The organism is Megamonas hypermegale (assembly GCF_900187035.1).
GTDB classification, from domain to species: Bacteria; Bacillota; Negativicutes; order Selenomonadales; family Selenomonadaceae; genus Megamonas; species Megamonas hypermegale.
Genome location: NZ_LT906446.1, coordinates 55202 through 81545 on the forward strand (window position 1 = coordinate 55202; position 26344 = coordinate 81545).

The 26344-nt window shown below is 29.8% G+C and carries 25 protein-coding genes and 1 pseudogene; 7 read left to right on the plus strand and 19 right to left on the minus strand.

Annotated features, from left to right (window positions below):
* Positions 1 to 10 precede the first annotated feature (10 nt).
* Positions 11 to 604: a hypothetical protein gene (locus CKV65_RS00250; RefSeq protein WP_231922683.1), complete on the plus strand. Its 594-nt coding sequence runs from the start codon at positions 11 to 13 to the stop codon at positions 602 to 604.
* Positions 605 to 747: 143 nt separating this feature from the next.
* A complete protein-coding gene (gene htpG, locus CKV65_RS00255; RefSeq protein WP_027889550.1) occupies positions 748 to 2697 on the plus strand; it encodes a molecular chaperone HtpG in 1950 nt (649 codons plus the stop codon).
* Positions 2698 to 2755: 58 nt separating this feature from the next.
* Here the strand turns inward: htpG and CKV65_RS00260 are convergent, their stop codons facing one another.
* On the minus strand, positions 2756 to 3361 hold the full coding sequence (locus CKV65_RS00260; RefSeq protein WP_051177572.1) for a hypothetical protein: 606 nt from the start codon (positions 3359 to 3361) through the stop codon (positions 2756 to 2758).
* 76 nt (positions 3362 to 3437) lie between these two features.
* Positions 3438 to 4235 (minus strand): Cof-type HAD-IIB family hydrolase, encoded by a 798-nt coding sequence (locus CKV65_RS00265; RefSeq protein WP_027889551.1) that lies wholly within the window; start codon positions 4233 to 4235, stop codon positions 3438 to 3440.
* A 103-nt stretch (positions 4236 to 4338) separates the two neighbouring features.
* Between CKV65_RS00265 and CKV65_RS00270 the strand changes: the two genes are divergently transcribed.
* Together CKV65_RS00270 and CKV65_RS00275 are read left to right on the plus strand one after the other, a co-directional pair.
* Positions 4339 to 5553: an O-antigen ligase family protein gene (locus CKV65_RS00270; protein WP_051177573.1), complete on the plus strand. Its 1215-nt coding sequence runs from the start codon at positions 4339 to 4341 to the stop codon at positions 5551 to 5553.
* Positions 5554 to 5580: 27 nt separating this feature from the next.
* Entirely contained in the window at positions 5581 to 6576 is a 996-nt protein-coding gene (locus tag CKV65_RS00275; RefSeq protein ID WP_051177574.1) for a glycosyltransferase family 8 protein, read from the plus strand.
* Between the two features lie 32 nt (positions 6577 to 6608).
* Here the strand turns inward: CKV65_RS00275 and CKV65_RS00280 are convergent.
* From CKV65_RS00280 to CKV65_RS00310, 7 genes and pseudogenes are all read right to left on the minus strand, one after another.
* A pseudogene (locus CKV65_RS00280) lies at positions 6609 to 6962 on the minus strand (transposase); the annotation flags it as partial.
* 78 nt (positions 6963 to 7040) lie between these two features.
* Positions 7041 to 8090: a glycosyltransferase family 52 gene (locus CKV65_RS00285; protein ID WP_027890654.1), complete on the minus strand. Its 1050-nt coding sequence runs from the start codon at positions 8088 to 8090 to the stop codon at positions 7041 to 7043.
* Positions 8091 to 8102: 12 nt separating this feature from the next.
* Positions 8103 to 9074: a glycosyltransferase family 8 protein gene (locus CKV65_RS00290; protein ID WP_027890655.1), complete on the minus strand. Its 972-nt coding sequence runs from the start codon at positions 9072 to 9074 to the stop codon at positions 8103 to 8105.
* Between the two features lie 15 nt (positions 9075 to 9089).
* Positions 9090 to 10037, minus strand: a complete 948-nt coding sequence (locus CKV65_RS00295) for a WlaTC/HtrL family glycosyltransferase (RefSeq protein ID WP_027890656.1) — start codon at positions 10035 to 10037, stop codon at positions 9090 to 9092.
* Complete coding sequence (locus CKV65_RS00300; protein WP_027890657.1) at positions 10030 to 11073, minus strand: glycosyltransferase; 1044 nt, start codon at positions 11071 to 11073, stop codon at positions 10030 to 10032. The genes CKV65_RS00295 and CKV65_RS00300 overlap by 8 nt, the downstream gene beginning before the upstream one ends.
* Entirely contained in the window at positions 11070 to 12044 is a 975-nt protein-coding gene (locus CKV65_RS00305) for a glycosyltransferase family 9 protein (protein WP_027890658.1), read from the minus strand. Before CKV65_RS00305 ends, CKV65_RS00300 begins: the two co-directional genes overlap by 4 nt.
* Before the next feature lie 13 nt (positions 12045 to 12057).
* Positions 12058 to 13134 (minus strand): glycosyltransferase family 4 protein, encoded by a 1077-nt coding sequence (locus tag CKV65_RS00310; protein WP_027890659.1) that lies wholly within the window; start codon positions 13132 to 13134, stop codon positions 12058 to 12060.
* Positions 13135 to 13225: 91 nt separating this feature from the next.
* Here CKV65_RS00310 and CKV65_RS00315 point away from each other — a divergent pair, with 91 nt between their 5' ends.
* The 3 genes from CKV65_RS00315 to CKV65_RS00325 all read left to right on the plus strand — a co-directional run bounded on the left by CKV65_RS00315 (position 13226) and on the right by CKV65_RS00325 (position 15473).
* Complete coding sequence (locus tag CKV65_RS00315) at positions 13226 to 14041, plus strand: polysaccharide deacetylase family protein (RefSeq protein WP_027890660.1); 816 nt, start codon at positions 13226 to 13228, stop codon at positions 14039 to 14041.
* Between the two features lie 71 nt (positions 14042 to 14112).
* The gene (locus tag CKV65_RS00320; RefSeq protein ID WP_095197666.1) at positions 14113 to 14625 is read left to right on the plus strand and encodes a helix-turn-helix domain-containing protein; all 513 of its coding nucleotides are present in this window, start codon (positions 14113 to 14115) and stop codon (positions 14623 to 14625) included.
* Positions 14601 to 15473: an IS3 family transposase gene (locus CKV65_RS00325; protein WP_095197667.1), complete on the plus strand. Its 873-nt coding sequence runs from the start codon at positions 14601 to 14603 to the stop codon at positions 15471 to 15473. Before CKV65_RS00320 ends, CKV65_RS00325 begins: the two co-directional genes overlap by 25 nt.
* 60 nt (positions 15474 to 15533) lie before the next feature.
* On the opposite strand, the gene CKV65_RS00330 is transcribed toward CKV65_RS00325, so the two are convergent.
* The 10 genes from CKV65_RS00330 to CKV65_RS00375 form a co-directional block, all read right to left on the minus strand.
* Positions 15534 to 16184 (minus strand): hypothetical protein, encoded by a 651-nt coding sequence (locus CKV65_RS00330; RefSeq protein WP_027890406.1) that lies wholly within the window; start codon positions 16182 to 16184, stop codon positions 15534 to 15536.
* A 156-nt stretch (positions 16185 to 16340) separates the two neighbouring features.
* Complete coding sequence (locus tag CKV65_RS00335) at positions 16341 to 17369, minus strand: GDP-mannose 4,6-dehydratase (RefSeq protein WP_036254812.1); 1029 nt, start codon at positions 17367 to 17369, stop codon at positions 16341 to 16343.
* A 21-nt stretch (positions 17370 to 17390) separates the two neighbouring features.
* On the minus strand, positions 17391 to 18404 hold the full coding sequence (locus CKV65_RS00340) for a Stealth CR1 domain-containing protein (protein WP_027890404.1): 1014 nt from the start codon (positions 18402 to 18404) through the stop codon (positions 17391 to 17393).
* Entirely contained in the window at positions 18397 to 19428 is a 1032-nt protein-coding gene (locus CKV65_RS00345; protein WP_036254811.1) for a glycosyltransferase family 9 protein, read from the minus strand. The genes CKV65_RS00340 and CKV65_RS00345 overlap by 8 nt, the downstream gene beginning before the upstream one ends.
* Before the next feature lie 129 nt (positions 19429 to 19557).
* Entirely contained in the window at positions 19558 to 20883 is a 1326-nt protein-coding gene (hemL, locus tag CKV65_RS00350; RefSeq protein WP_027890402.1) for a glutamate-1-semialdehyde 2,1-aminomutase, read from the minus strand.
* Between the two features lie 18 nt (positions 20884 to 20901).
* Positions 20902 to 21882, minus strand: a complete 981-nt coding sequence (gene hemB / locus CKV65_RS00355) for a porphobilinogen synthase (protein WP_027890401.1) — start codon at positions 21880 to 21882, stop codon at positions 20902 to 20904.
* Positions 21883 to 21894: 12 nt separating this feature from the next.
* Complete coding sequence (cobA, locus tag CKV65_RS00360) at positions 21895 to 23400, minus strand: uroporphyrinogen-III C-methyltransferase (RefSeq protein WP_027890400.1); 1506 nt, start codon at positions 23398 to 23400, stop codon at positions 21895 to 21897.
* Between the two features lie 21 nt (positions 23401 to 23421).
* The gene (gene hemC / locus CKV65_RS00365) at positions 23422 to 24360 is read right to left on the minus strand and encodes a hydroxymethylbilane synthase (RefSeq protein ID WP_081654862.1); all 939 of its coding nucleotides are present in this window, start codon (positions 24358 to 24360) and stop codon (positions 23422 to 23424) included.
* Complete coding sequence (gene hemA / locus CKV65_RS00370; RefSeq protein WP_027890398.1) at positions 24360 to 25640, minus strand: glutamyl-tRNA reductase; 1281 nt, start codon at positions 25638 to 25640, stop codon at positions 24360 to 24362. Before hemA ends, hemC begins: the two co-directional genes overlap by 1 nt.
* The gene (locus tag CKV65_RS00375) at positions 25615 to 26247 is read right to left on the minus strand and encodes a precorrin-2 dehydrogenase/sirohydrochlorin ferrochelatase family protein (protein WP_027890397.1); all 633 of its coding nucleotides are present in this window, start codon (positions 26245 to 26247) and stop codon (positions 25615 to 25617) included. Before CKV65_RS00375 ends, hemA begins: the two co-directional genes overlap by 26 nt.
* Positions 26248 to 26344: the final 97 nt, after the last annotated feature.

Here is a 26344-nt window from a genome sequence, read left to right on the forward strand (position 1 = left end):
AGATTTGCTTATGATGAAAAGAATGATACTGTCCTTGATGTGTGTGTTTACTTTAGTGCTTGCTTTTTCTGCTAATGCAGCTTTGGCAGCAAGTGATGGATATTTTTATACAAGTAATCGCTTTGGTTATACGATAAAATGTCCGCAAAAACCAATTGCTGTAATGGATTTGAGTATATTTTCCCCACAGGAAAAAGGTGATATCTTAGTATTTGAAAATGATGGCTATAGCCTCACTAAATATTGGGTAGTATCTCCAGATGCTTTTACTAATGATACATTCCCAGATCTTGATAATATCAGCGAACAAGATGCAAAAGATTTATTTGCACATTTAATGGTAGAACGTGGTTATGAATCAGTTAGTCTTGTACCAATAAATGGTCATAATGCTATTTATGCTGTTACAGCTAAAAATATTCAAGTAGATACAAATAAAGACGGTAAAGCTGACCAAACTATTGAAGAACCAGGTCAGAACATCGAAACATATCTCAAAGGTAATAAAACAAATTACTGCATCGTTTTATCTTCTAAAAAAGCGATAACACAAGATGATATAAATGCATATCAATATGGTCTCTTATCTTTTAGAGAAAATTAAAATAAAACCGGATTTAATCCGGTTTTTATTTTGCTTTCTATTGACTTTTTGACTTATAAATATATAATAATAAATAGGATATTAGCACTCAGTTGTATAGAGTGCTAATTATTTTGGCAAAAATTATAAGAGGTGTAAATTAAATGGCTAAAGAAACACATCAATTTCAAGCTGAAACGAAAAAATTACTCGATTTAATGATACATTCGATTTATACAAATCGTGAAATTTTCTTACGTGAATTGATTTCTAACGCATCTGATGCGATTGATAAAGTTCACTTTGAAGGACTTACAAATAAAGATTTATTAGAAGGCGACGACCAATATGAAATTTTCCTAGTACCAGATGCAGATAGTCATACATTGACTATTTCTGATAATGGTTTAGGTATGAATAAAGACGATTTAATGGAAAATCTCGGTACAATCGCTAAATCTGGTACAAAAGCTTTCTTAGAAAAATTACAGCAAGCAAAAGAAGGCGGCGATACAGGTAAAGATTTAATCGGTCAATTCGGTGTAGGTTTCTATTCTGCATTTATGGTTTCCGAAAAAATCACTGTAGTATCACGTAAAGCTGGTGAAAAACAGGCTTATAAATGGGAATCCACAGCTGACGGTTCTTATACTATTGAAGAATGTGAAAAAGAAAAACGTGGTACAAGCATCACATTGACACTTTTACCAGAATTCTATGGAGATAAAGCAGAAGAAAACTTTACAGATACTTATAAATTACAATCTCTCGTAAAGAAATATTCTGATTATGTTCGCTATCCAATTAAAATGAATTTCGTAGTGGAAGAACAGCCAAAAGACGCTGATGGCAAACCAATCGAAGGCGCTGGCACTATAAAACGCAACGAAGTTCGCACATTAAACTCCATGCAACCACTTTGGGCAAAAAATAAATCAGAAATTAAACCAGAAGAATATGATGAATTTTATCAAAATCTCTTCCACGATTGGGAAAGACCAATGGAAGTTATGCACAATAAAGTTGAAGGTACTATTGAATATACATCATTGTTATTCTTCCCAGAACATGCACCGTATAACCTTTATCATAGCGATTATGAACCAGGCTTACAGCTTTATTCTCGCCATGTATTCATCATGGATAAATGCAAAGATTTATTACCAGAATACTTGCGTTTTGTCAAAGGTTTAGTAGACTCTCCAGATTTTTCTCTTAATATTTCACGTGAACTTTTACAACAGAGCCGTGAACTTAAATTAATAGGTAAAAACCTTGAAAAGAGCATTTTGCGTCAATTAAATACAATGCTCAAAAAAGACCGTGAAAAATATGAAAAATTCTGGGCACAGTATGGTAAATCTTTAAAAATTGGTATTTACGGCAGTGCATATACTGGTACAGATACAGTGGATAAATTAAAAGATTTATTGCTGTTTACTACATCTAAAGAAGATAAACTCATCACTTTAAAAGAATATGTAGAACATATGCCTGAAAATCAGAAAAAGATTTACTATGCAACAGGTAAAGACCGTGCTGCTATTGATAGTTTGCCACAGATGGAACTTTTACGCGATAAAGGCATTGAAGTATTGTACTTCCTCGATAATGTAGATGAATTTGCAGTTGAAGTTATGCGCGAATACGATGGTAAACCATTCCATTCAATCAGCCGTGGTGATTTAGGTCTTGATGATGTAGAGTCTCAAGAAGTTAAGAAAGAAACAGAAAACATCACTAAAACAAATGAAGATTTAATAAAAGATATTAAAGAAACACTCGGCGATAAAGTTGCTGATGTAAAAATCAGTAGTCGTTTGAAATCTTCTGCTGTTTGTCTTGTAGCTGATGAACAAGGCCCAAGCTTTGCTATGGAACAAGTATTTGCTGAAACAAATAATCCGATGTTTAAAGCAAAACGTATTTTGGAAATTAATCCAAAACATGATTTATTCGCTCGCTTACAAAATATTCACGAAGCAGGCAAAGATACACAGCAATTCAAAGATTATTGCAATCTCTTATATGCTCAAGCACTTCTCATCGAAGGTATGATGCCAGAAGATCCAGCTGCGATTGCTAATAAAATTGCTGAATTAATGGCTAAATAATTAAATTTATATAAAAAAATCCTACAGAATTTATCTGTAGGATTTTTTATTTATGATTTTATTTCATTACTTTTTCATCTACAATATTATAAATAGTGTATTTAACAGGTTTTAAAATTCGGCAAGCTTCGCCATCAACTAATTTATATTGTATTTCACAAATGCCACCAGTTGGATTAGCATTTATATCATCTTCTAAATAAAGTGGAAATGTTCTTGTAAATACATTGCCTTTTACCTGCATATAATCATGACCGCGATAATATTTTGCTAAAGCTTTCATATCTTCAATAGGTGATAGTGCTATCTGGCTCATAGATTTACCATTATTAGAAGAATAACCTATTAAATTACCATAGCTACCACTACCATCATTTGTTAAATAAACTAAAACTTCGGGATAACCATCATCGTTTAAATCAGCTATCTGTACATCATTTACAGTATATCCTACGATATCATGAACTTCCTTGCGATTTACAATAGCTAAATTTTTAGGTTTTATTATGAGTTTATCCCCATCTTCTTTGATACTAAAACTATAATTATCCCAATATAAAACTTGATTGAAATTAGGATTTTGAGCAAAAGATACAGCTAAATTTAACCCACTAATCGCCACAAAACAACATACCATCACTAAGAGTTTCACCAATTTAAACATATTATCCCTCTTTTCTAAAAAAATTTATTAATAAAATATATTCTCTCTATCTTATTCTAGATAAATTAAAAAAATCCTATTTACCTAAAATATATCTTTCAATACCATAAGCTACACCATCTTCAAATACTGATGGAACTACAATTTTAGCACTATTTCTAGCTTTTACACTGCCATTTGCCATTGCCATACCAAGACCGATTTCAGACAGTATTTCTACATCATTATCACCATCGCCAAAGAAGAAACTATCTTTTTTATCGATATTTAAAAGCTCTAAAACTTTTAAAGCTCCAGTAGCTTTAGAATTATTTTTAGCATAAACTTCTATGTGACAATAATTATGGTTCATATCTTCAACAAAAGTCATATTTTCTGGTAGATTATTAATGATATATTTTCGGTCTTCATGATGTGGTGAATCTATTTCCATTTTATAAACTACAATATCATCTAAATTATATTCTAGTTGTAACTGTTGTTTAAAAATGCCATATTGATTTAATCGGTCAATTAAATATGTGAAGTTTTTATCTACATAGGCATCTTTTTCACCTTGTAAAGTATATTCCATAGCGTGTGATTTACAAACGTCGCAAAGATTATGCACAAATTTTTTATCAAGTGGTGCGCGGTAAATTATTTTATCGTGGAAATAGATAACAGCTCCGTTTAAAAGTACAAAACCATCAAAACCAAAGTTGCGAATTTTTTCATCAAGAAAAGCATAAGAACGACCGCTAGCAATAAACACATAATGACCTTGCTTTTGAAGTTTGCGAATAGCTTCAGAAACTTTTGGTCTTATATAACGATAATCAGGATGAGTGCCTTCGATTAATGTACCATCTACATCAAAAAAAACAGCTTTCATATTTATTCTATATATTCTCCTTTATATAACTTATTTGCATTATTTATAATAGTATTGTATCATAATTTAGAAAAGAATTATATTATTTTTAAGGAGTGCTATTTTGCAAAATAAAATCTATCAAATTTATGAAAATATTGTTTTTTCTTGTTTACTTTTATATGGTTTAACATTTTTAATTGATACTAAAATAAATTTTATAACTACTGCTTTTTTTATTAATATATTTTTTCTCATTTATTTAAAAAAATCTTTTCCTTTACAATTATATTATACAAAAGAATTTAAATATTATATGTATATTATTGTATATTTTTTATTAATGGTATTTTTATCTACTATATTGTCAGATGGTTCGTTATCTATTTATAAATCTCGTTTTATTAATCCATTATTAGGATTGTTTACTATAATATTATTTCCTATGAACTTTAAGCGTATGTTTTTATTATTTTTGTCTTTTAGTGTTCCATTATTTATTAATTCTCTAGTAGTTATATATCAATTTTATTTAGGAAATACTGGGAGACCTACTGGGTTTTGTGATAGTCATTATATGTTTTTGGCTGTTACAAATAGTTTAATTTTACCTATTGTTTTTACTTTGAGTATGTATAAAAGTCAATTATCAAAGAAAATAAGAATATTTCTTTTCTTGATGATATTAATTGGTATTCCAGCTATTATTTTTGAAAATACTCGTATAGTTTGGATTGAATTGGCAATTATTTTTCCATTAATTATTTTATTTTCTATAAAAAATAAAGTGAAAGCTGTTTTTTTTATCGTTTTATTAATGTTATATAGTATATTTATTTTTAATATATCACCATCTTCTGTTAATCGTGCATCGACTATTCCTAGCACAAATTATGCGACACAGTCTAATTATGAACGCATATTAATGTGGGAATCTGCTACGAAAATGTTTATTGACCATCCTGTAGTAGGTGTTGGTCTTGGAAATTATTATGAAGAATATATGACAAATTACCGTTCTTCATTATCTAGAGAGACACAAGGTCATCCACATAATGTATTATTAGCTTTTTTATCTGAAACGGGTTTATTAGGAACGTCAGGTTATATTTTATTATTTATATATTTATATTATTATACTATAACTAATTATATACGAAATAAAGATGTTTTTTCTTTATCGTTTTTATTTTGTTTATTAGCATTTACTATAAATTCGTTAACTGATACTATATTTTGTCAATTAGGATATAGAGGTAATACGAGCTTATTTTGGATACTTACTGGGTTATATTTTATATTAAATAAACATTTAATTGTTTTAAAATTTAAAGCTTAGAAATATATTATGATTTGAGGATATATTATGTATAAATTTGAAAAATCTCTTAAAAATATTATTAATTATTCATTTTTAATAAATACTGATAATATAATTCATATAGGTTATGGTATTGATAATAATTATGTTCGTTGTTGTTCTACTTCTATTGTATCTTTTTTAAAAAATAATTTGCAACAAAATTTTCATTTTCATATAATTTCTTCTAATATTAATGTAGATTCTATTAGTATGTTGAGACTTTTAGCTCAACAATATAATTTTAATATTAGTATTTATATTATTGATGATAATTATTTTATTAATTTACCAACACAAAAGGCATTTCCAACATCTATGTATTTTAGATTTTTGTTACCTATATTTAACAAAAATTTATCAAAAATACTTTATGTAGATGCAGATATTATTTGTTTAAATGATATTAAAAAATTATTATCTTTTGATTTAAAAGATAATATTATCGCAGCTGTTTCTGATACCAAAGATATGAATGAATCTCGCAACAATAATTTAAATTTAAAAAATCATATATATTTTAATTCTGGAATGATGTTAATTAATATACAAAAATGGAATGAATATAATATATTTAATAAACTTATAGATATTTTATCAAGTAAGGTATATGATTTTAAATTTCCAGACCAAGATGCTTTAAATTTAATATTAACGCAAAAAATATTGTATCTTCCTAGAAAATTTAATTATTTTAATGGTTTTTATACTTGGAATAAAAATAGTATTAGTAATAAAGAAATTATATTACTTCATTTTACCTCATCACCTAAGCCCTGGGATTTAGGCTGGGAAGTAAGTTCTATGTCAAATGATTATAATAGAGATTTATATAAAATTTATGAAAATCAAACGCCTTGGAAAAATAGTTTACCTGTATATCCTAAGCATTATCGCCGTTTACGAATTTATTCTAGAGATTTATATAATCATAACTATTATTTAAAAAGTATTAAATATTATATATTATATTTATTAGCTAAATTAAAAAGTAGAAGATAAGTGATATGCACCCCAAATATTGGACATATTAATTAAGCTATTAATTGAGACTTAGTTCTGTATTTTACGGGACTAAGTCCTTTTAGTTTTATCTTTATCCGTTTTGTATTATAATATTTTATATAAGATTTTAACTCTTTTATAAAATCTTCAACGGATTTAAATTTTTTTAAATAGAATAATTCGCTTTTTAGCAAACCAAAGAAATTTTCTATTACGGCATTATCTAAGCAGTTTCCTTTTCGGCTCATGCTTTGGATAATGCCTTTTTCTTTTAATAACTCCTGATATCTTCTATTCTGATACTGCCATCCTTGGTCTGAATGTAGAATTATTCCTTTTGTTTCTTTTATCTTTCTTGTTGCATCTTCTACCATATCTAATACTTGCTTTAGTGAACTGCACCCCAAAAGTTGGACAAAAAACAACTTTTGGGGTGCAGTTCAAAGTATCTTCTACTTTTTTTAATAAAAAATTATGCCAGCTTTTTTCATAATATTTCTATATATTGGATGAATGGCTACATTTAAAGAATCTGCTAAACTTATAGCTTTTATATCTGTTTTCGCAAATTTATCTACATTCATTAATGCGGAAGATTGATAACTTACTACTGCTTTTAATTTAGAATTTGAATTAAATAATAATTCTGCTGGTTCTATTTCATTGTATATTTTTAATTGTTTAAAATTATTTTTATAATATTCTAGTTTTTCTTTGCTATCATTAGGATGAGGTTTATAATATAAAACCGTTTTATTTTTTATGGATAGTAATATTTTTTTTAAACATTGTGCTTCATTTTCAATTGTAAATAATCCTTTTTCTACCATTGGTTGACTTAGATATAATATACAATCTTCTTGAAAAACTTCTTTTAATAATTGTTGAGATTTTAAGTTTTGCATTGCTTCATTTATCATTTCAATAGTTATTTCTTTTGTTGCAGGAGATTTTCTTTGTAAAAGCCATGGTTGATACATAATATCTAACTTTCCAGCAGGATTTTCACCTTCTGCTTCTGTATTGATATACATGTTTCCATGTATTCCTGATATCCATTTTAATAAATATGTTTTTATTTTATGAAATAAAGCATGGCTTTTTTTACGTCTTCGATTTTCATTGATATATGAATATACACCATCTTCAAAACGATAAAATTCATTTTTTCCTACAGCCATTACTAATAATTGATTTGCAGGAGATATATCTACTCCTATGAAGACATTATCAATGTTTAAAGGTTTAATATTTTCTTTTACATAGTTAGCTTGTTTACGATAAGACTCTTTTTTGTTTTTACTAGATAACCAATTTAATAATAAGAAAACTTGTTTATATCCACAATTTGTACTTGACATATATGTCATTAATTTATTTGTTTTCCATTTTTCATACCCATGTGGATGCATTAATACTAAGTAATTTTCATCTTTTTTATAAATACTATGAGTTAATATAAAACAAGTTAATAAATGATATGGTGTATTTACTACAAATAAATTTTTCATAAAATATTTCCTCTACAATTTACTTTTTATTTTATAAATAGCATATTTTAAATACCAATATATACCACTGATATATTTTCCATATAAAATAGAAGAACGTCCCATCATTTTCATAGTTTTATAAGTAGTGGGTTTTGTTAAAGGAATATCTTTCCAAAGTGATTTTTTAGCTACAGATAGAAAATTTTCTTTAAGTGGGTGTAAACACCATTCAGCCCAAGGTTTGTATCTACCTACATAATGAACAAAAATAACATCATTAGGCATTGTAGAAGATTTATGTTTCATATTTAAAAGATAGTTGTATTTTTTATCTAAATATAAACATTTTCCATCCAAAATGATGTTTAAAGCATCTTGGTCTTGCCATTTTAATTTATTGGAATTATTTGAGGAAAAATTCATTGCTTTTTCAGTTATATTTTCTGTATTCCATTTTCTTACATCAATATACATAAATCCAGAATTAAAATAGTTATTATTTTTTAGGTTTAAAGCTGGTATTTGTTGTTTTTTTACATAGTGTAAATCGCTTACTACAGCGACAGTATTATTATTTAAATCTATTTTAAATAAAGTGTCTAATGTATTAAAACATTGAGTATCAGCATCAATATATAAAAAATATTTTACGGTATCATTCAAAATTTTAGGCATAATAAATCTATTATACATAGCTTTAGTAAACTGTTTAGTATATGATAATTTATTAAATATTGATGTATTTATTAAATAGATTATAACAATAGAATTGGTTATTTCAGCAAAATTTTTTAATAATGATTGTGAATTTGTATCTAAATAATCGGTAAAGATATGGAAGATAATATTATTAGATGGATTATTATTTATTATAGATGTCATAGATATACCTAAAGGTCTAACAAAATTATTATCTATACCATAAGCAATATTAATAGATTTATTATAATTTATATCTATTTTTGCATTGAATATTATTTTTGATTTTACTAATGTAATCATTTTATATACCTTTTGTTATTTATTAAATAATTTAATTTGTATTTTCTCTTTTAAATATTGTTTATAATAAGTAAAAGCTAATTTGCATTTACCATCTAACATAAAAAGTCTAGCTCGTTCTTTATATTTTATATAGGATTTATTTTCTTGCTTTTTTTCAGATTTTACTGTTAAATGATTGCCTCCAAAACATTTTAATCCATCATACCAATTTTCAACATCATGTATAAAAAAAATATCTTTTTGAGAACGATATGCCATTAAACAGATGGTTTGATCGTCATCACATAATCCACAATCAAGTAAACTATTCATAGATTTTTTAGCTAAATATAAAAAGTTTTGCCATAAATAATCAGGAGCTACAATTATGTTTCCTCGAATATAAACATCCATACTTCTAACAATATCAAATATGGGTATATTATCATCTATTTTTTGATGTGAAAATAAATTTATTTTTTTTGGGAAATTATACTCCCATTTAAAATTAAATTCTTCTTCATTTATTAATCCATCTTTACCACCATGATTAAAGCCAAAATCTAACCAAGCTATTGTACCTTTTGCATAACCTTTTTCTATGGCATCTACAATACAATAGCTTTTTAGCATCATAATAAAATTATAATCTGCACTCCATGATTCAGGTTTTTTTATATCTTTATGAAAATTTAATGAAATTTCATTATTCATTACATCTGTTATTTTTTTGTATAAATTTTTATCAAAATTTGTATAATTATCTACTATTACTATTTTTGTTTTTTCTAATAACCCAAAATCTTCACGAATTTGTTTTATTTCTTTTTCAAAGTTAGCATTAGTATATATTATAATATTATTATTTATTCTAGCCCAAAATTTAAAATAATTAATATATTTATTATTTCCACGCTCATATCCTTTGAATTTTTCTCGTCCAATATCAAAAAAGGCAGTTACTATTGTTATATCATTCATTATAAATCATTTCCTTGATTTTATTTATATAATTATTATACATGAGTTGTAAATTAAAATTTTTATTTATAAAGATGTCTGATTGATGAACAAAATTTTTTCTGAGGACTAAATCTTTTTTCATTTTTAATATATTATTGGCTAAATCATAAACATCGTTTTCTTTTACTAATAAACCCGTTTTGTTATTAATAATAATTTCGTTAACTCCTGGGACATTTGTTGCTATTATTGGCGTATGTGATGCCATTGCTTCACATAATACTAACGGCAAGCCTTCATAATGTGTAGCTAAAACAAATAAGTCTGTTTTTACGATTAAATCTTTAAAATTACCTTCTATGATTTTAATATGTTCATTTAGATTGTTTTCAATGATATATTTTTCACATTTTTTTCTGGTTTTTCCTACACCCATTAGTAATAAATTAATTTTTTCTTTTTTTTCTTTAACTAAATATTCTATGGCTTTAATTAAAGTCATTTGGTCTTTTTGTTTACTAAAGCGGGCAACCATACCAACAGTGAATATATTATGTGGTTCTTTTGGTAAATCAAATTTTTTTATATCTATACCATTATAAATTACTTGAACTTTTGATTTATCTATACCTTGTTTTATTAAATGATTAGCTACGCCTTTAGAAACACAAATGTATTTATTAGTGTATTTATCTAGTTTTTGTGTCAAATAACGTCTAAATGGTGTATATTTTTCAGTATTATGTTCGACATGGATTAGTTTTATATTCAATTTAGAATAAGCTAAAGCTAATTTAGTCCAGATATGAGTACTATAACCATGAACAATAATTAAATCGGGTTTTGTGTTGCGTATAAATTTTCCTAAGGAAATAATATAATCTAAAGTGCATCTATCTTTTATAACAATGATACCCTTTAAATCTGTATTATTATATTTGCGAAAGATATCTATTACTTCATATCCTTGTGTTTTTAAATAATTGCTTATATCTATAGCTATATTTAAAGAGCCGGATGGATTTCCTGAAACAATACTTAATATTTTTTTCAAAGTCTGCCCTCCAATAATTTGTATGTTTCATCTAAGATATTATCTGCTGAAAAATCTTTTGTGATTACTTTACAATTATAAATTTTTGTAGGAGCCCAAGCATTTAAATGTTCTTGAGTAGAAATATAAAATAGACAGACAGTAGGGACATTTACAGCTAATCCTAGATGCATTGTGCCTGTATCTACACTAATTAAACATTTACATTTTGTTAAAAGAGCACCTAATTCGCTAATACTAGTTTTATCCACTAGATTTATGAAGTTAGTACAATTATTTTTATAAAGTTCTTCAATATAATCTCTTGATGGTTTGCCAGCTCCAAGTAAAATAGGAGTTTTATTTTGTGCATTTAAGGTTTGAATTAGCTCTATACATGTTTTAATAGGCATATCTTTTTCTTTTTTCTTTGAAACAGTGCAAATCGCAATCAAATTATCAATATTTATACCATTTAAGAGTTTTTGTACATTATCATATGCTTTTTGTGGAGGAATAAACTTCATCGGAATTTCTTTAAATTTTTGTTTAGAATATTGCTCTAATAGAATGCAGTTTTTATTTTGAACTTTAGTTTCCTTATGGTAATCAATGTTTTTAGGATTATCAAGTAAGATATTTAATATGCTATTATTTTCAGCATATATTTTTTTTGCACCGAATAGTTTAGCTAAAATAATACCACGTTCATTTCCATATATGACAAAAGCAGCATCAAAACCAGATGAAAATTTTTGTTTATATTGTTTATAAAATTTCCAAGCACCTTTTAAACCATGATGAATACCTTTTTTATCATAAGGGATTACTTCATCTACGCCATCAGAGTATAGGGCAACTTCATAAAATGGCTTATTTACGATAAAAGTTATTTTTGCATCTGGATATATTAATTTAATATTTCGACATAATGGATTAGTTAATAATGTATCGCCAAAAAAAGATGTATTTATTACTAAAAATTTTTTCATAAAATAGCCTCATTTATTTAATATATTCAGTATATAGCTGTTCTAATTGTGTCATCATTGCATCACATGATAATCTATTTTTTATATCCCATTTAGCATTTGTTGCCATTTGAGTATAAAGCTTTTTATCTTTACTCAACAATAATAGTTTTTGATAAAAGGCTTCTTCATTTTTGTAATCTACGACAAAACCTGTTTTGTTGTTTTGAACGACTTCAGGACAACCACCAATATTATAAGTTACGCCTGGTTTTCCCATTGCCATACCTTCAGCTAAAGAAAGACCAAAAGTTTCAAAATATGATGGTAAAACAATGACATCACTAGCTGCTACATATTGAGTAACATTAACTTGATGACCAACACAATGAACTTGTTTTTCTAGATTGTATTGTTTTATCATATTTTTTAGTTTATGTAGACTTTTGCCTTTACCAATTACTATTAAATGCCAATTTTGAGTATCTTTATGGTTTTTTAATATATTTAACATGTCTAAATGACCTTTATTGGTCAGATTTTTTATTCTAGCTACTAATGATAATACGAAAGCATTTTTAGGGATATGAAGTGCTTCTTTTATATAAGAACCATCAACGGTAGAATTGAATTTATTTTGGTCTATACCTATATAAATTGTGGTAAGTTTGTTTTTATCGAAGCCTTTTTTTATACAATCTTCTTGAAGATATTTGCTTACACATATTATTTTGTCACAATTATTTAGTATAAATTCTTTATGATTATTGTTTAAAACGCCATGAGCAGTATATATTATAGGTATGTCTTTGAAATATTTTTTTGCTTTTAATGCAGTAATTCCAGCTGCTGCTGAATTGGCATGAATTAAATCAATTTTATATTTTTTTATAATACGTTTTAAAATAAAGGCTGATAGTGATGTTGAAGATCTTATAGGTAACCAAAAATTTCTAATACCTTTTTGAGAAAGTTTATTAGCTAATGCGCCACCACCAGAAGCAGTGAAAACTTTATAACCACGTTGTAGTAAATTTTCAGCTACGAGTGCGGTATATGTTTCTGCACCACCGATATTTAAACGAGGTACAATTAGTAAAATAGTTTTCATAAAGTTGATAATATATTTCCTTTCAAATGATAGGTAAGATATAATAATATTATAATATAACTTATAAAGAAAAGACAGAAGGAGAAACTGTATGTTTGTTGGAGTAATTTTTTGTGTAATTTTAGTATTGCTATATTTTAAATTTAAAAATTATGTACCTATTTTGATGTATCATCGTATTGCAAATGTGCCAGGCGATAGAAATTCTTTACCGGAAGAAAAGTTTGAAGAACAACTTAAATTTTTGGCAGAAAATAATTATACGACAATTACACCTGATATGTTATATGAACATTATACTAAACATAAACCATTACCGAAAAAGAGTGTGATGCTCACATTCGATGATGGCTACCATGATAATTATACTAAGGCTTTGCCGCTTTTGCAAAAATACAATATGAAAGCAGTTGTTTTTCCAATTTATAATTGGATTGGAAAACCTAATAAATGGGAAAATTTTGGCAAAAAAGAAACGACAACAATGACACAAGAAGAACTTCATTCATGGCTTAAAGCTGGCATGGATATTCAGCCACATACATTAAATCATCCATTTTTAACGGAATGCAAAGATGAAGAATTAGAAAAAGAGATTTTAAATTCTAAACAAGGTTTTGAAAAATTATTAGATAAACCGATGAATTATCTTTGTTATCCATATGGATTTTTTGATAAAAGAGTTATAGAAGTAGTAAAAAAAGCTGATTATAAAATGGCATTTGCTATTTTTGATAATGTATCACTTTGGCATATAAATTTATTTGCTTTGCCGCGAATTCCTATTCCATCACATCAGAAAATGTGGGAGTTTAAATTAAAGGTAAGTTCTATAAATGTGATTTTTGTTGCTATGCGCAAATGGGAACGCGATTTTAAACGATTTAAAAGAAAAATTTTTAAATAAAAAAGAGAAGACTCGATGAACTGCACCCCAAAAGTTGGACAAAAAACAACTTTTGGAGGTGCAGTTTTTTTATGACTAAATACTCAAATGAATTTAAAGTTAAAGCAATTAAAATGGTTTTAAAAGGAGATTCTATTTATCATGTAACTAAAATTCTAAACATGCCAAATACAGCTTCTCTTTGCAGATGGATATTTCATTATGAAAATGGTGGCATCTCACAACTTCTTCATAAAAATCATAAATATACTCCTATCTTTAAACAAAAAGTTATTGAATATAAATGGCTACATCATTTATCATTAAATCAAACAGCAGCCAAATTTTCCATTCCTAATACTGGTACAATTTCTACATGGGAAAAGTTGTATAGTTCTTATGGATTTTCTGGCTTAATTTCTAAGAAACGAGGTAGACCATCTATGAAAAAATCTAAATCTAAAAACAAAGTTAACAAACCTAAAAAAGAACTTTCTTATGTTGAAAAATTAGAACAAGAAAATTATCAATTAAGGATGGAAAATGACCTATTAAAAAAGTGGCATGCCTTAATGAAGCAATGGGAAAAGGAAGGAAGACATTAGTTTTAGTAATTGCTAAATTAAGGAAAAAATATACTCTAAAAGCCCTATTAAACTATACAAAATTAGCTAAAAGCACATATTATGATGCATTAAAAAAATTATCAAAAGAAGACAAATATAAAGGATTAAAAACATTAATTCATAATATTTGTAATAAAAATCATGGAAGATATGGATATAGAAGAGTAACTTTGCAGCTGCATAAACAAGGAATAAAAGTCAATCATAAAGTAGTTATGAGATTGATGAAAGAAGAAAATTTAACATGCAAAGTAAGAGCAAAGAAATATAAATCGTATAGAGGGCAAGAAGGGAAAATAGCTAAAAATATATTAAATAGAAATTTCAAAGCAGAAAAACCAAACGAAAAATGGGCAACAGATGTAACAGAATTTGCATTATGTAATGAAAAAATATATTTATCACCAATAATAGATTTATATAACGGAGAAATAATAAGTTATAAAATATCGAAAAGACCAATACTAAAGCAAGTATTAGATATGGTAAAAGATGCAACAAGAAAGATAAAAGAAACAAAAGGAATAATTCTACATTCAGACCAAGAATGGCAGTATCAGAATAGAAGATATCAGGAGTTATTAAAAGAAAAAGGCATTATCCAAAGCATGAGCCGAAAAGGAAATTGCTTAGATAATGCCGTAATAGAAAATTTCTTTGGTTTGCTAAAAAGCGAATTGTTTTATTTAAAAAAATTTAAATCTGTTGAAGATTTTATAAAAGAGTTAAAATCTTATATAAAATATTATAATACAAAACGGATAAAGATAAAACTAAAAGGACTTAGTCCCGTAGAATACAGAACTAAGTCTCAATTAGTAGCTTAATTAATATGTCCAATATTTTGGGTGCATATCACTCGAAGAATATATTTCTTCGAGTCTTTTTTAAAACATTTTAAAATAATTTATGCGAATGTAGTGTTTAGTAAATTTTATTTTAAGACAAATAAATATTAGAGAAATATAGGCGAATAGTTCGCAAAACTCTTCAAGATTTTGGTTATATGGTGCTAAATAAGGTATTAATTCACGGTCAAATACACATTGGCTTAAGATACTTAAAATGATAAATAAAACTGTTTCTACTGCTGGTACATTCCAATCAATACCTTTAATTGTACTTTGATAATAAAAATATAATAATAAACCTAAAGTAATTATTACTAATATAGTTATTAATGGATATAATATATCAAAATACCAAAGCTCTTGTACTTTAATAAAAATTTCTTCACCACTATTACCTATGCCAATAGGATAAAAAACTCTGCCCCAACTGAGTTCGCGCATTGCCATTAATATAAATATTATGCTAAAAGCAATGTAAAACTTGATGCTATCATATAAGGGTGTAAATAAAGTTTTTCCTAAAGATAAAATAAAACCGATAATTAAAACAACAACTTCTAAATTTTCAAATAAATGGTTTTCATAGCTGTATTCTTTAGGAATGAATGGGGACAGAGCTAATAAAATGATAAGTAAAATGAACAATATAAATGTTTCTAAAGAAAACTTTTTGTAAAAATTTAACATAAAAATCACTTCTTAAATAAAATTTTTTCAGATAAAATTCAGATTATAATTATATGATATAATTGGGTTTTTAGACAATATTATTAATTAGCAAAGTAAAATATATTAAACCATACTTATGATTTAATATATTTTACTTATAGATATATATAATTTTTATTTTATATAATAATCTTTATACCATTTTATAAAAGCTCTTAATCCATCTTTTAAATTTGTGCTTGGTTTAAAATTAAAATCTTTAATTAATTCGTCAATATCGGCATATGTTATTTCTACATCGCCAGCTTGCATTGGTACTAATTTTTTATGAGCTTCAAAATCGTAATCTTTTGGTAATAAACCAACGTTGACTAATTCTTGTTGCAAAATATTAACGAAATCTAATAAATTCTCAGGATTATTATTGCCTATGTTGTAAAGTTTATATTGAACGTTATCTTCATCTTTATTTGGTGCTTTTTGTAGTACCTTGATAATACCTTCAACAATATCATCAATATAAGTAAAATCTCTTTTGCAATTTCCGTAGTTGAAGATTTGAATATCTTCTCCATTGACTAATTTTTTAGTAAAACTAAAATAAGCCATATCTGGTCTACCTGCTGGACCATATACAGTAAAAAATCTTAAACCTGTTATTGGGATTTTATATAATTTGGCATAGGTATAAGCCATTAATTCATCAGATTTTTTTGTAGCAGCATAAAAGGAAACAGGTTTGTCTGTTCTGTCTTGAGTGGAATATGGTATTTTTTTATTTAATCCATAAACACTGGAGCTAGAAGCGAATACTAAATGCTTTACGTTATAATAACGACAGGCTTCTAATACATTAAAAAATCCAATAATATTAGATTCTACATAAGCATCAGGGTTAATGAGGCTGTATCTAACGCCAGCTTGAGCTGCTAAATTAATAACAATATCAGGTTTGTATTTTTTGAATATGTCTAAGATAATATTTTTTTCTTTAATATTTTCTTGGATAAATATAAAGTTTTTATGTTTATATAACTCGTTTAAACGTGCTTTTTTTAAGTTTACATCATAATAATTATTTAAGTTATCTATTCCAATGATTGTTATATTATTTATAGTAGATAAAAGTTTTTTAGCTAGGTTAGAACCAATAAATCCAGCAACGCCAGTAATAAAAAATGTTTGATTTTTTAAATCAATCATAGATATTCCTCCTTAGTTTTATTATTTTTCAAAACTTGATTTATCTGGAAGAATTTTATCAAAAGCTTGTTTTAAACGTTTTTCCATTGGTTCAAAATCAATATTTTCATTATCATTGATACAAATCATTGGCATAGTTTGATTTTCAATTATATTGAATAATTCTTGATTTTGAGCAACGCCATTATATACTTCGTATACTTTTCCTTTTACATGGCGACCAATTGGTGTAAAATCACCTTTGGCTAGTTGCCAATAGCGCACTAACCATTGATTAACGTCTAATCTAGTACGAAATTTATGCTTACAAGTTTCATTTAATTCATCAAATTCTTTACTCCATAAATCATTGAAAGTACTTTTTAGATAAGAGAAAGCTAAATGGTTATTAGCAAAACATTTAAAATGATGTTCACCCATCAATATTAAATTTCTTAGTGCATTCCATCCATATGCTAAATTTACCCATTTATTAAAGTTTTTATTAACTTGTTCTTTTTTATCAAAATGAGTATTTAGTATAACAATATTGTTAAATTTTGCAAATTGAACGGTATCAGATTTATCTGTAACACTTAAGGTACTAGCAATGGCAAAATCAGTAGGTAAGCCATCTTTAAAAAATAATTCTCTAGGTACGGGTTTTAATAAGAACATATCATCATTAAAATAAACAAAATGTTCAGCAAGACTTTTTATTCTATGCAAATTTAATTCTATAGGGCGAACGTTAAATGTAGGTAGATATTCTGGTGGAATAAATTCTGTGTGTTTAGCTATGTGTAGTTTAGGACAATCTGTATTTAACCATTTTGGTAGATGACCGTATGTTACAAAATGAACTTTATTGACCCATGGAGCGAATTTTTCGACAGCACGGAACCAATATTGCATATTGTCCCAATCGCGATAGCGGATATTTCGGCTATCTTCATTTTTTTTTGGTGAATATTTGGCTTTATCAGCTTGCCATACTGGATCGTTTCCATCAACCCAAGTTACGACAAAATCAATAGGATAGTTATCATTATTCATTAGTAAACATCTCGATTTTCAATATTTTTTTTAAAACTAGATTTGGTGTTATGGTAGATAAGCAATCTATATTTTTACGACAAGTTCGCTTCCAACAACCATCACAGTCATGTCCTGCTAAAATAACATTGTGTATTTGTTTATATGGACCGTTGCGATTAGGGTCAGTTGGACCCATTAACATGATTGCGGGAATATTTAAAGCGGCAGCTAAATGAAGATTGCCAGTATCACCACCAACGACAGCTTTTGCTTTTTTTATTAAAGCGGCTGTTTGCATTAATGATGTTTTACCTACCAAATTTACGATATTATTTGATGTATTTTGACGAGTTATTTCAAGTGCTTTTTGTTCATCGTTTTTACCAAAACCGATTAAAACTGTTTTTATGCTATGCTCAGAAAGTAAATCACTTAAAATAGCAAAGTTTTTTGTTGACCAACATTTATTTACCCAGTTTGTGCCGACAGCAAATACAATAAATGATTTATTATCATCTATTTTGTTGTCCATCAATAAATTATTTACATAATTTATTTCTTCAGCCGTATTTTTTAAAGGGAAAATAATATTATCTGTATCGCAATCTAAATATTTAACAGTATCTAAATATCTGTCTACGATATGACCATTAAAGTGAGGACCTTTTATGGCTTTACTTATTAAATTACTGCCTTCGCGCATATCTACATAGCCGATTTTCTTTTTTGCATTAGCTGTTAATACAACTGCCATGCTTTTGAATAATCCTTGCAAATCGATAGAAATATCGTATTTTCGTTGATGAAGTAATTTATAAAATGGTTTAAAATTTTCTCTAAAGCCTTTAAATGTTTTAAAAGATTTTTTTTGAAACAATATTACTTCATCAACACATGGATTGTGTTTGACTATTTCATAAGCAGTTGGTTCAACTACCCAAGTTATATGAGCTGTAGGGTATTTTTGACGCAGTGCATATGATACAGGAAGTGCATGTATGACATCGCCAATAGCACTGAGTTTGACAATTAAGATATTCATAATATAGCCTCATCGGTTAGAAATAAAAAATCTCCATGAAAAATTCTCATAAATTTCATGGAGATTTTTCTGTATTTGATTTTAGCAGTATTTTTTAGATTAGTAAATAGTTATTTACTAATCATATGTCTATTGTTTTTGAAGAAATTGAGCAACTTTTTGCATAGCGATTTCAGCAGCGTCAATTGTTTTTACGATATCATCATCACTATGAGCACCAGACATAAAGAGTGTTTCAAATTGAGATGGAGCAAGGTAAATGCCTTGATTTAACATTTCCATGAACCATACACCAAATGCTTCTTGATTGGATTTTTCAGAAGTTGCATAATCGTAAACATCGTTTTCATTGAAGAAAATACCAAACATTGAACCAGCTTGGTGTATTTGAATTTTAACACCAGCGTCTTTAGCGGCTTTAGCTATGCCTTGGAGTAAATGTTTTGTTTTAATAGTGAGTTCGCGTGTGTAATCTGCTTTGCCCCAGCTTGGTTCAGCGGAAATGATGTTTAATGTAGCAAGTCCAGCTGTCATAGCAAGTGGATTGCCGCTTAATGTACCTGCTTGATAAACAGGACCTATTGGGGAAACGCAGTCCATGATTTCACGTTTACCGCCATAAGCTGCAACAGGAAGACCGCCACCGATGATTTTACCGAGACAAGTCATATCAGGAACGATGCCATAAGCTGCTTGAGCACCATTTAATGCTACACGGAAACCGCACATAACTTCATCAAAGATTAATACTGTACCGTGTTTTTGTGTTTCTTGACGCAATGTGGATAAAAAGCCTTGTTTTGGAAGTACAAGACCCATATTGCCAGCTACAGGTTCAACGATTACAGCAGCGATTTCATCACCATGAGTGTCCATTAAGTTTTTGAATGCTTCGACATCGTTATATGGAACAGTGAGTGTGTCTTTAGCAGTGCCTGCTGTAACACCTGGGCTGTCTGGTTGACCGAATGTTGCAGCACCAGAACCTGCTTTTACGAGTAAGCTATCACCATGACCGTGATAGCAACCGATGAATTTTACGATTTTATCGCGTCCAGTATAGCCACGTGCTACGCGAAGCGCACTCATAGTTGCTTCTGTACCAGAATTTACCATGCGGATTTTTTCAATGGATGGCATGAGTTCCATTACTTTTTTAGCAAGTTGGCTTTCTAATAATGTTGGTGCGCCGTAGCTTGTGCCACGCTCAGCGGCTTTTTGAATAGCTTTAACGACATCAGGATGAGCATGACCTACGATCATTGGACCCCATGAACCAACGTAATCGATGTATTCATTGCCATCGATATCATAAATTTTACTGCCTTTTGCATGGTCGATAAAAGGTGGGTCACAAGCGACGCGAGCAAAAGAACGAACTGGACTGTTTACACCGCCAGGCATCAATGTCTTTGCTTCAGCAAAAGCAGCGGAAGATTTTTCCAGATTAAGCATATTTTCAACTCCAATAAATCAGTTTTCTTCTTTTAACCATTTTGCTACATCAATAGCATGATATGTGATGATGATATCTGCACCAGCGCGTTTCATGCTGAGGAGAGATTCTAAAACAATGCGTTTTTCATCAATCCAGCCATTTTGAGCAGCTGCTTTAACCATTGCATATTCACCACTTACATTGTAAACAGCAACTGGGCGGTTAATTCTATCGCGAACTTGACGAACGATATCGAGGTAGCATAAAGCTGGTTTTACCATGATGTAATCAGCGCCTTCAGCGAGGTCAAGTTCTAATTCTTTCATAGCTTCACGGCTGTTAGCAGGGTCCATCTGATAACCGCGTCTGTCACCGAATTGTGGAGCAGAATCGGCAGCATCTCTGAATGGTCCATAATAACCAGAAGCGTATTTTATAGTATAGGACATAATTGCAACATTTTGGAAACCTGCTTCATCGAGGGCTTCACGTAAAACAGCGATACGACCGTCCATCATATCAGAAGGAGCAATGATATCAGCACCGCTTTTTGCTTGGCTTACAGCTACTTTAGCTAATAATTTAAGTGTAGCATCGTTGTCTACTTCATGACCACAAAGCTGACCGCAATGACCGTGTGTTGTATATTGGCAGAGGCAAACATCACCGATTATGACGAGTTGTGGAACAGCTTCTTTAATAGCACGCATAGCACGTTGAACAGGGCTGTTTAAATCCCAAGCACTAGAACCGATTTCATCTTTGTATTCTGGAAGACCGAATACTTCAATAGCTGGAATACCGAGCTCGTAAACTTCTTTAGCTGTTTTTACAGCATTATCAACAGAGAGATGATAAACATTTGGCAAGCTAGGTATTTCTTCTTTTACATTTTCACCAGCAACGACGAAAATAGGATAAACTAAGTCTTTTACAGATAAGGAATTTTCACGAACCATATCGCGAATAGCACTACTTTGACGCAAACGACGTGGTCTTAAAGTATTGAGTTTCATTAAAAACACCTTCTAAAAATTTTTTATTTTATTTACTAGGCCATCAATAGTATAAACATCGGCTTCGATATCTACTTTTAATCCATTATTTTTACAAGTTTTAGCAGTAATAGGACCAATGACAGCTGTTTTAACGTTATTTAATAAAGTTTTTTCATCGTCAATAAGTTTTAACAGATTTTCAACGGTGGAAGAACTAGTAAATGTAACCATATCTATCTGATTGTTTTTTAATAAGTCTTTGATATCGTCTTTGTTTGTATCTGCCATCTTTGTGCAGTACGTTTCAGCAACGTCTACGATAGCTCCCATTTGGCGAAGTCCTATAGGTAAAGCTTCACGGGCTTTTTGAGCGCGTGGAATTAATACTTTAGAGCCTTTTTGAATATCATTTTGCAGAACTTCTAAAATGCCTTCAGCTTTAAACATTGTAGGGATTTTATCTGCAATGATACCGTAATTTTTTAATTTATCGGCAGTTGCTGTTCCGATAGCGGCGATTTTAGCATTAGAAAGACAGCGAGCATCTAAATTTTTTTCATTTAAACGAGCAAAAAATCTTTCTACTCCATTAGTGCTAGTGAAGATAATCCAATCGTAATCGTGAATTTTAGTAATGGCATTATCTAAGCTTACATAATTATCATCAGGTGGAGCGATTTTTATTGCAGGTGCTTCAATGCAATTAGCACCGAGTTCTTCTAAAGCTGTTGTGAGTTTAGAAGCTTGAGAACGAGCGCGTGTGATTAAGATATTTTTACCAAATAAAGGTTTATTGTCGAACCATTGAATAGTGGAACGTAAATTTACGACATTTCCTACAACGAAGACAGCAGGTGGTTTTAAATTGTGTTTGATTACATCTTCAGCGGCTTTGCCAACAGTTGTAATCAAGACTTCTTGTTGAGCTTTTGTGCCCCAACGCACAAGAGCTGCTGGAGTATCAGCACTTCTGCCGTATTTTATGAGTTGGCTGGTTATATGAGGTAAGTTGCCCACACCCATTAAGAAAACTAACGTATCTACAGCTGTAGATAATTTTTCCCAATTGATGTCTGACTTGCCTTTTGTTGGGTCTTCATGACCTGTTACGACAGCAAAAGATACAGCTACTTTGCGATTGGTTACAGGAATACCAGCATAAGCAGGTGCAGCTATTGCAGAAGTAACACCAGGGACAATTTCAAATTTTACGCCATTGTTTTTTAATACTTCGGCTTCTTCCCCGCCACGACCAAAGACGAATGGGTCGCCACCTTTTAAACGAACAACACATTTTCCTTCTTTAGCTTTATCGGCGATTAACTGACTGATATCTTCTTGACGCATAGCATGATTGCCAGCTTTTTTTCCTACATAAATATATTCTACATTTTCTGGTGCAAATGCGAGCAATCTTTTATCAGCAAGATAATCGCAAATTACGACATCAGCCTTTTCCAGACATTCTTTTCCTTTTAAAGTGATGAGGCGATAATCTCCCGGACCTGCTCCGACTAGATAAACCATTCCATTCATTTATAAAAACCTCCAAAAGAGTTATTTTTCACAGCAAAGACCGAGACTTTGCATAATAGCAAGACCACCTTTTTGTAAGATGATTTCTGCTAATTTAGTACCTAATTGACTTGCATTTTCGCGTTTACCAATTAAGCTATCGCGAATTAATGTTTTTCCATCAAGTGAGCCGATAACTGCTTCAACGACTAATTTGTCGTCTTCATCGATTTGTGCATAAACTCCGACTGGTACTTGGCAACCACCTTCTACTCTAGCTAAGAAAGCGCGTTCAGCTGTAGTAGCATCAGTTGTTTTATCATCATGTAAAAAAGCAAGCATTTGTTTGATTTCATCATCGTCGCTGCGTGTTTCAATGGCAAGAGCGCCCTGACCAACAGCTGGCAAACAGATTTTTGCTGGAATAATTTGGGTTATTTTATCGCCAAAGCCTAAGCGTTTTAAACCAGCAACGGCAAGAACTATGGCATCAAAATGTTCTTCTTCGAGTTTGCGCAAACGGGTATTTACATTGCCACGCAAATTGCAGATATTTAAATCTGGACGAACGTTTAATATCTGTGCTTTGCGACGCAAACTAGATGTGCCGACTTTAGCACCTTTAGGTAAATTTTCTAATGTTTTGTATACAGGGCTAACAAGTGCGTCGTTAAAATCAAAGCGTTTAGTTATGGCGGATAAAGATAATCCTTTAGGTAAAGCTGTTGGCATATCTTTTAAACTGTGTACAGCAAGGTCAATATCGCTATTTAACATAGCTACTTCTAATTCTTTGGTGAATAAGCCTTTACCACCGATTTTGGCGAGGGGAACATCAAGGATTTTATCGCCTTTTGTCGTTATACGTAAAAGTTCTACTTGAATATCTGGGTATTGTTTGCGCAGACAATCCGCTACATATTCAGCTTGCCATAAGGCTAATTTACTACTGCGTGTGCCAATAGTAATTTTCTGGCGCATCAATTATCACTCTCTTTTAATACTTCTAATTTGAATAGTTTTGTTATAGCATCGATATAATATTTTTCGTCAGCAGTACCAGCAGATTTATTTAATATAGTCATTGGTTCACGCAACAATTTGCGTACAATCATTTGGGACATATGACGGATAGCACGGTATTCGCTTTCATTGATATTTGGCAATTTTGTCATAGCGCGTTTTACTTCACGGCGGCGAATGCGTTCTGCCTTATTGGATAAACGAGCCATTATAGGTTGGCAGGATAAGTATTGAAAACGTTCTAAAATAGATGTAACTTCTTCATCAATTATTTTTTGAGCCTGAAATGCTTCATATTCGCGTTCTTTGATATTGTCTTCGACAACGGCTTCTAAATCATCGATATTGTAAAGTTCTACATCTTTTATTTCAGCTACATCAGGGTCAACATCACGCGGAACAGCAATATCGATGATGACGAGTGGTTTATTTTGGCGGCGCGACATGAAAAGTTGAGTTTCCCATGGCTTTACTACATAATGCGGTGCGCCAGTTGATGTTACAACGATGTCAACATCATTGGCTTTACGCATAGCTTCACGAAAACCTACAGCTTGACCATTAAATTGTTCAGCAAGAGCTTGCGCTTTATCAAAATGGCGGTTAGCAACGTAGATTTTCTTTATGCCTTTGCCGATTAAATTGCGAGCTGTGAGTTCAGCCATCTGTCCTGCTCCATAAATCAAAGCACTGCTGTTTTCTAAAGTACCGAAAATTTTCAGTGCTAATTGAACTGCTGCATAGCTTACAGATACCGCATTAAAGGCAATTCTGGTTTCAGTGCGAACGCGTTTACCAGTAGTGATAGCACGATGAAATAATGTATTTAAAATAGTATTAGTTGCATCGGCTTCTCTAGCAATGGCATAAGCTTTTTTTACTTGGCTTAATATTTGACCTTCGCCTACGATTAAAGAATCAAGGCTAGAGGCAACAGAAAATAAATGTTCGATACATTTTTTATCAGTATAATAATAAAAATATTCGTCCTTGGCATCATGACAACCAGATAGCGCAAAGAAAAATTCCTTAACAGAATGAAAATTTTCTTCAGCATCATCTACTACTGCATAGATTTCACTGCGATTGCAAGTAGATAAAACTACGGTTTCAGAAATACCTTCATAATCTTCTAAATGGTGTAATCCTTGCTGAATATTATCAGCAGAGATAGCAAACCGTTCACGTACTTCTACTGGTACAGTTTTATGGTTAAGGCCTAAAACTATCAATTGCATCTCGGATAATACCCTCCGCTTCATCGTATTTTTTTTGTTTAACCAATTCCATGACTTCATCGCTTAAAGCACTGCGCCAAAAAATTTCACGGTCATCACTTGTCGGTAATTTGGCAATAGCTTCATTGCGAAGTATGGATAATCTGTCCAGCCATAAGGCATAAGTATCATCAAATTCTTTTTCCATTTTACAGCGAAGATACCGTGATAATGCTGGTGATTTGCCATTAGTGGAAAAAGTTATAAGTAAATTGCCACGTCGGATTTTAGCTGGTAATGCAAAATCACAAAGTGGTAATTTGTCCACTACATTAATTAGAATACGGGCTTTATGAGCATCTGTATAAATTTGTTGACTTGCATTATCTTCACCAACAGCGCAAATAACGAGCTCAAAACCATTTAAATCACCTGTTTCATAATATTTTTGTAACCAGATAATTTGATTATTTTGAGCCATAACTTTTAATTCATTTACAAGAATTGGTGAAATAACAGTAACTTTTGCTTTAGCTTCTAATAATGCTTTTACTTTACGCAAAGCTACATGACCTCCGCCGATTACGACGCAGGGTTTATCATCTAAAATTAAATTAATTGGATACACATACACACCTCTCTAAAAAATGAATTGAATTCATTTTTTTATTATAACGCAATAAATATACTCTATCAACACTCTAAGTCAATATTATATAGGACAG

Coding starts and splice junctions, on each gene's coding strand:
- CKV65_RS00250 (WP_231922683.1), top strand. CDS start 11: ATGATGAAAAGAATGATACTGTCCTTGATGTGTGTGTTTACTTTAGTG.
- htpG (WP_027889550.1), top strand. CDS start 748: ATGGCTAAAGAAACACATCAATTTCAAGCTGAAACGAAAAAATTACTC.
- CKV65_RS00260 (WP_051177572.1), bottom strand. CDS start 3,361: ATGTTTAAATTGGTGAAACTCTTAGTGATGGTATGTTGTTTTGTGGCG.
- CKV65_RS00265 (WP_027889551.1), bottom strand. CDS start 4,235: ATGAAAGCTGTTTTTTTTGATGTAGATGGTACATTAATCGAAGGCACT.
- CKV65_RS00275 (WP_051177574.1), top strand. CDS start 5,581: ATGTATAAATTTGAAAAATCTCTTAAAAATATTATTAATTATTCATTT.
- CKV65_RS00285 (WP_027890654.1), bottom strand. CDS start 8,090: ATGAAAAATTTATTTGTAGTAAATACACCATATCATTTATTAACTTGT.
- CKV65_RS00290 (WP_027890655.1), bottom strand. CDS start 9,074: ATGATTACATTAGTAAAATCAAAAATAATATTCAATGCAAAAATAGAT.
- CKV65_RS00295 (WP_027890656.1), bottom strand. CDS start 10,037: ATGAATGATATAACAATAGTAACTGCCTTTTTTGATATTGGACGAGAA.
- CKV65_RS00305 (WP_027890658.1), bottom strand. CDS start 12,044: ATGAAAAAATTTTTAGTAATAAATACATCTTTTTTTGGCGATACATTA.
- CKV65_RS00310 (WP_027890659.1), bottom strand. CDS start 13,134: ATGAAAACTATTTTACTAATTGTACCTCGTTTAAATATCGGTGGTGCA.
- CKV65_RS00315 (WP_027890660.1), top strand. CDS start 13,226: ATGTTTGTTGGAGTAATTTTTTGTGTAATTTTAGTATTGCTATATTTT.
- CKV65_RS00320 (WP_095197666.1), top strand. CDS start 14,113: ATGACTAAATACTCAAATGAATTTAAAGTTAAAGCAATTAAAATGGTT.
- CKV65_RS00325 (WP_095197667.1), top strand. CDS start 14,601: ATGGGAAAAGGAAGGAAGACATTAGTTTTAGTAATTGCTAAATTAAGG.
- CKV65_RS00330 (WP_027890406.1), bottom strand. CDS start 16,184: ATGTTAAATTTTTACAAAAAGTTTTCTTTAGAAACATTTATATTGTTC.
- CKV65_RS00335 (WP_036254812.1), bottom strand. CDS start 17,369: ATGATTGATTTAAAAAATCAAACATTTTTTATTACTGGCGTTGCTGGA.
- CKV65_RS00340 (WP_027890404.1), bottom strand. CDS start 18,404: ATGAATAATGATAACTATCCTATTGATTTTGTCGTAACTTGGGTTGAT.
- CKV65_RS00345 (WP_036254811.1), bottom strand. CDS start 19,428: ATGAATATCTTAATTGTCAAACTCAGTGCTATTGGCGATGTCATACAT.
- hemL (WP_027890402.1), bottom strand. CDS start 20,883: ATGCTTAATCTGGAAAAATCTTCCGCTGCTTTTGCTGAAGCAAAGACA.
- hemB (WP_027890401.1), bottom strand. CDS start 21,882: ATGAAACTCAATACTTTAAGACCACGTCGTTTGCGTCAAAGTAGTGCT.
- cobA (WP_027890400.1), bottom strand. CDS start 23,400: ATGAATGGAATGGTTTATCTAGTCGGAGCAGGTCCGGGAGATTATCGC.
- hemC (WP_081654862.1), bottom strand. CDS start 24,360: ATGCGCCAGAAAATTACTATTGGCACACGCAGTAGTAAATTAGCCTTA.
- hemA (WP_027890398.1), bottom strand. CDS start 25,640: ATGCAATTGATAGTTTTAGGCCTTAACCATAAAACTGTACCAGTAGAA.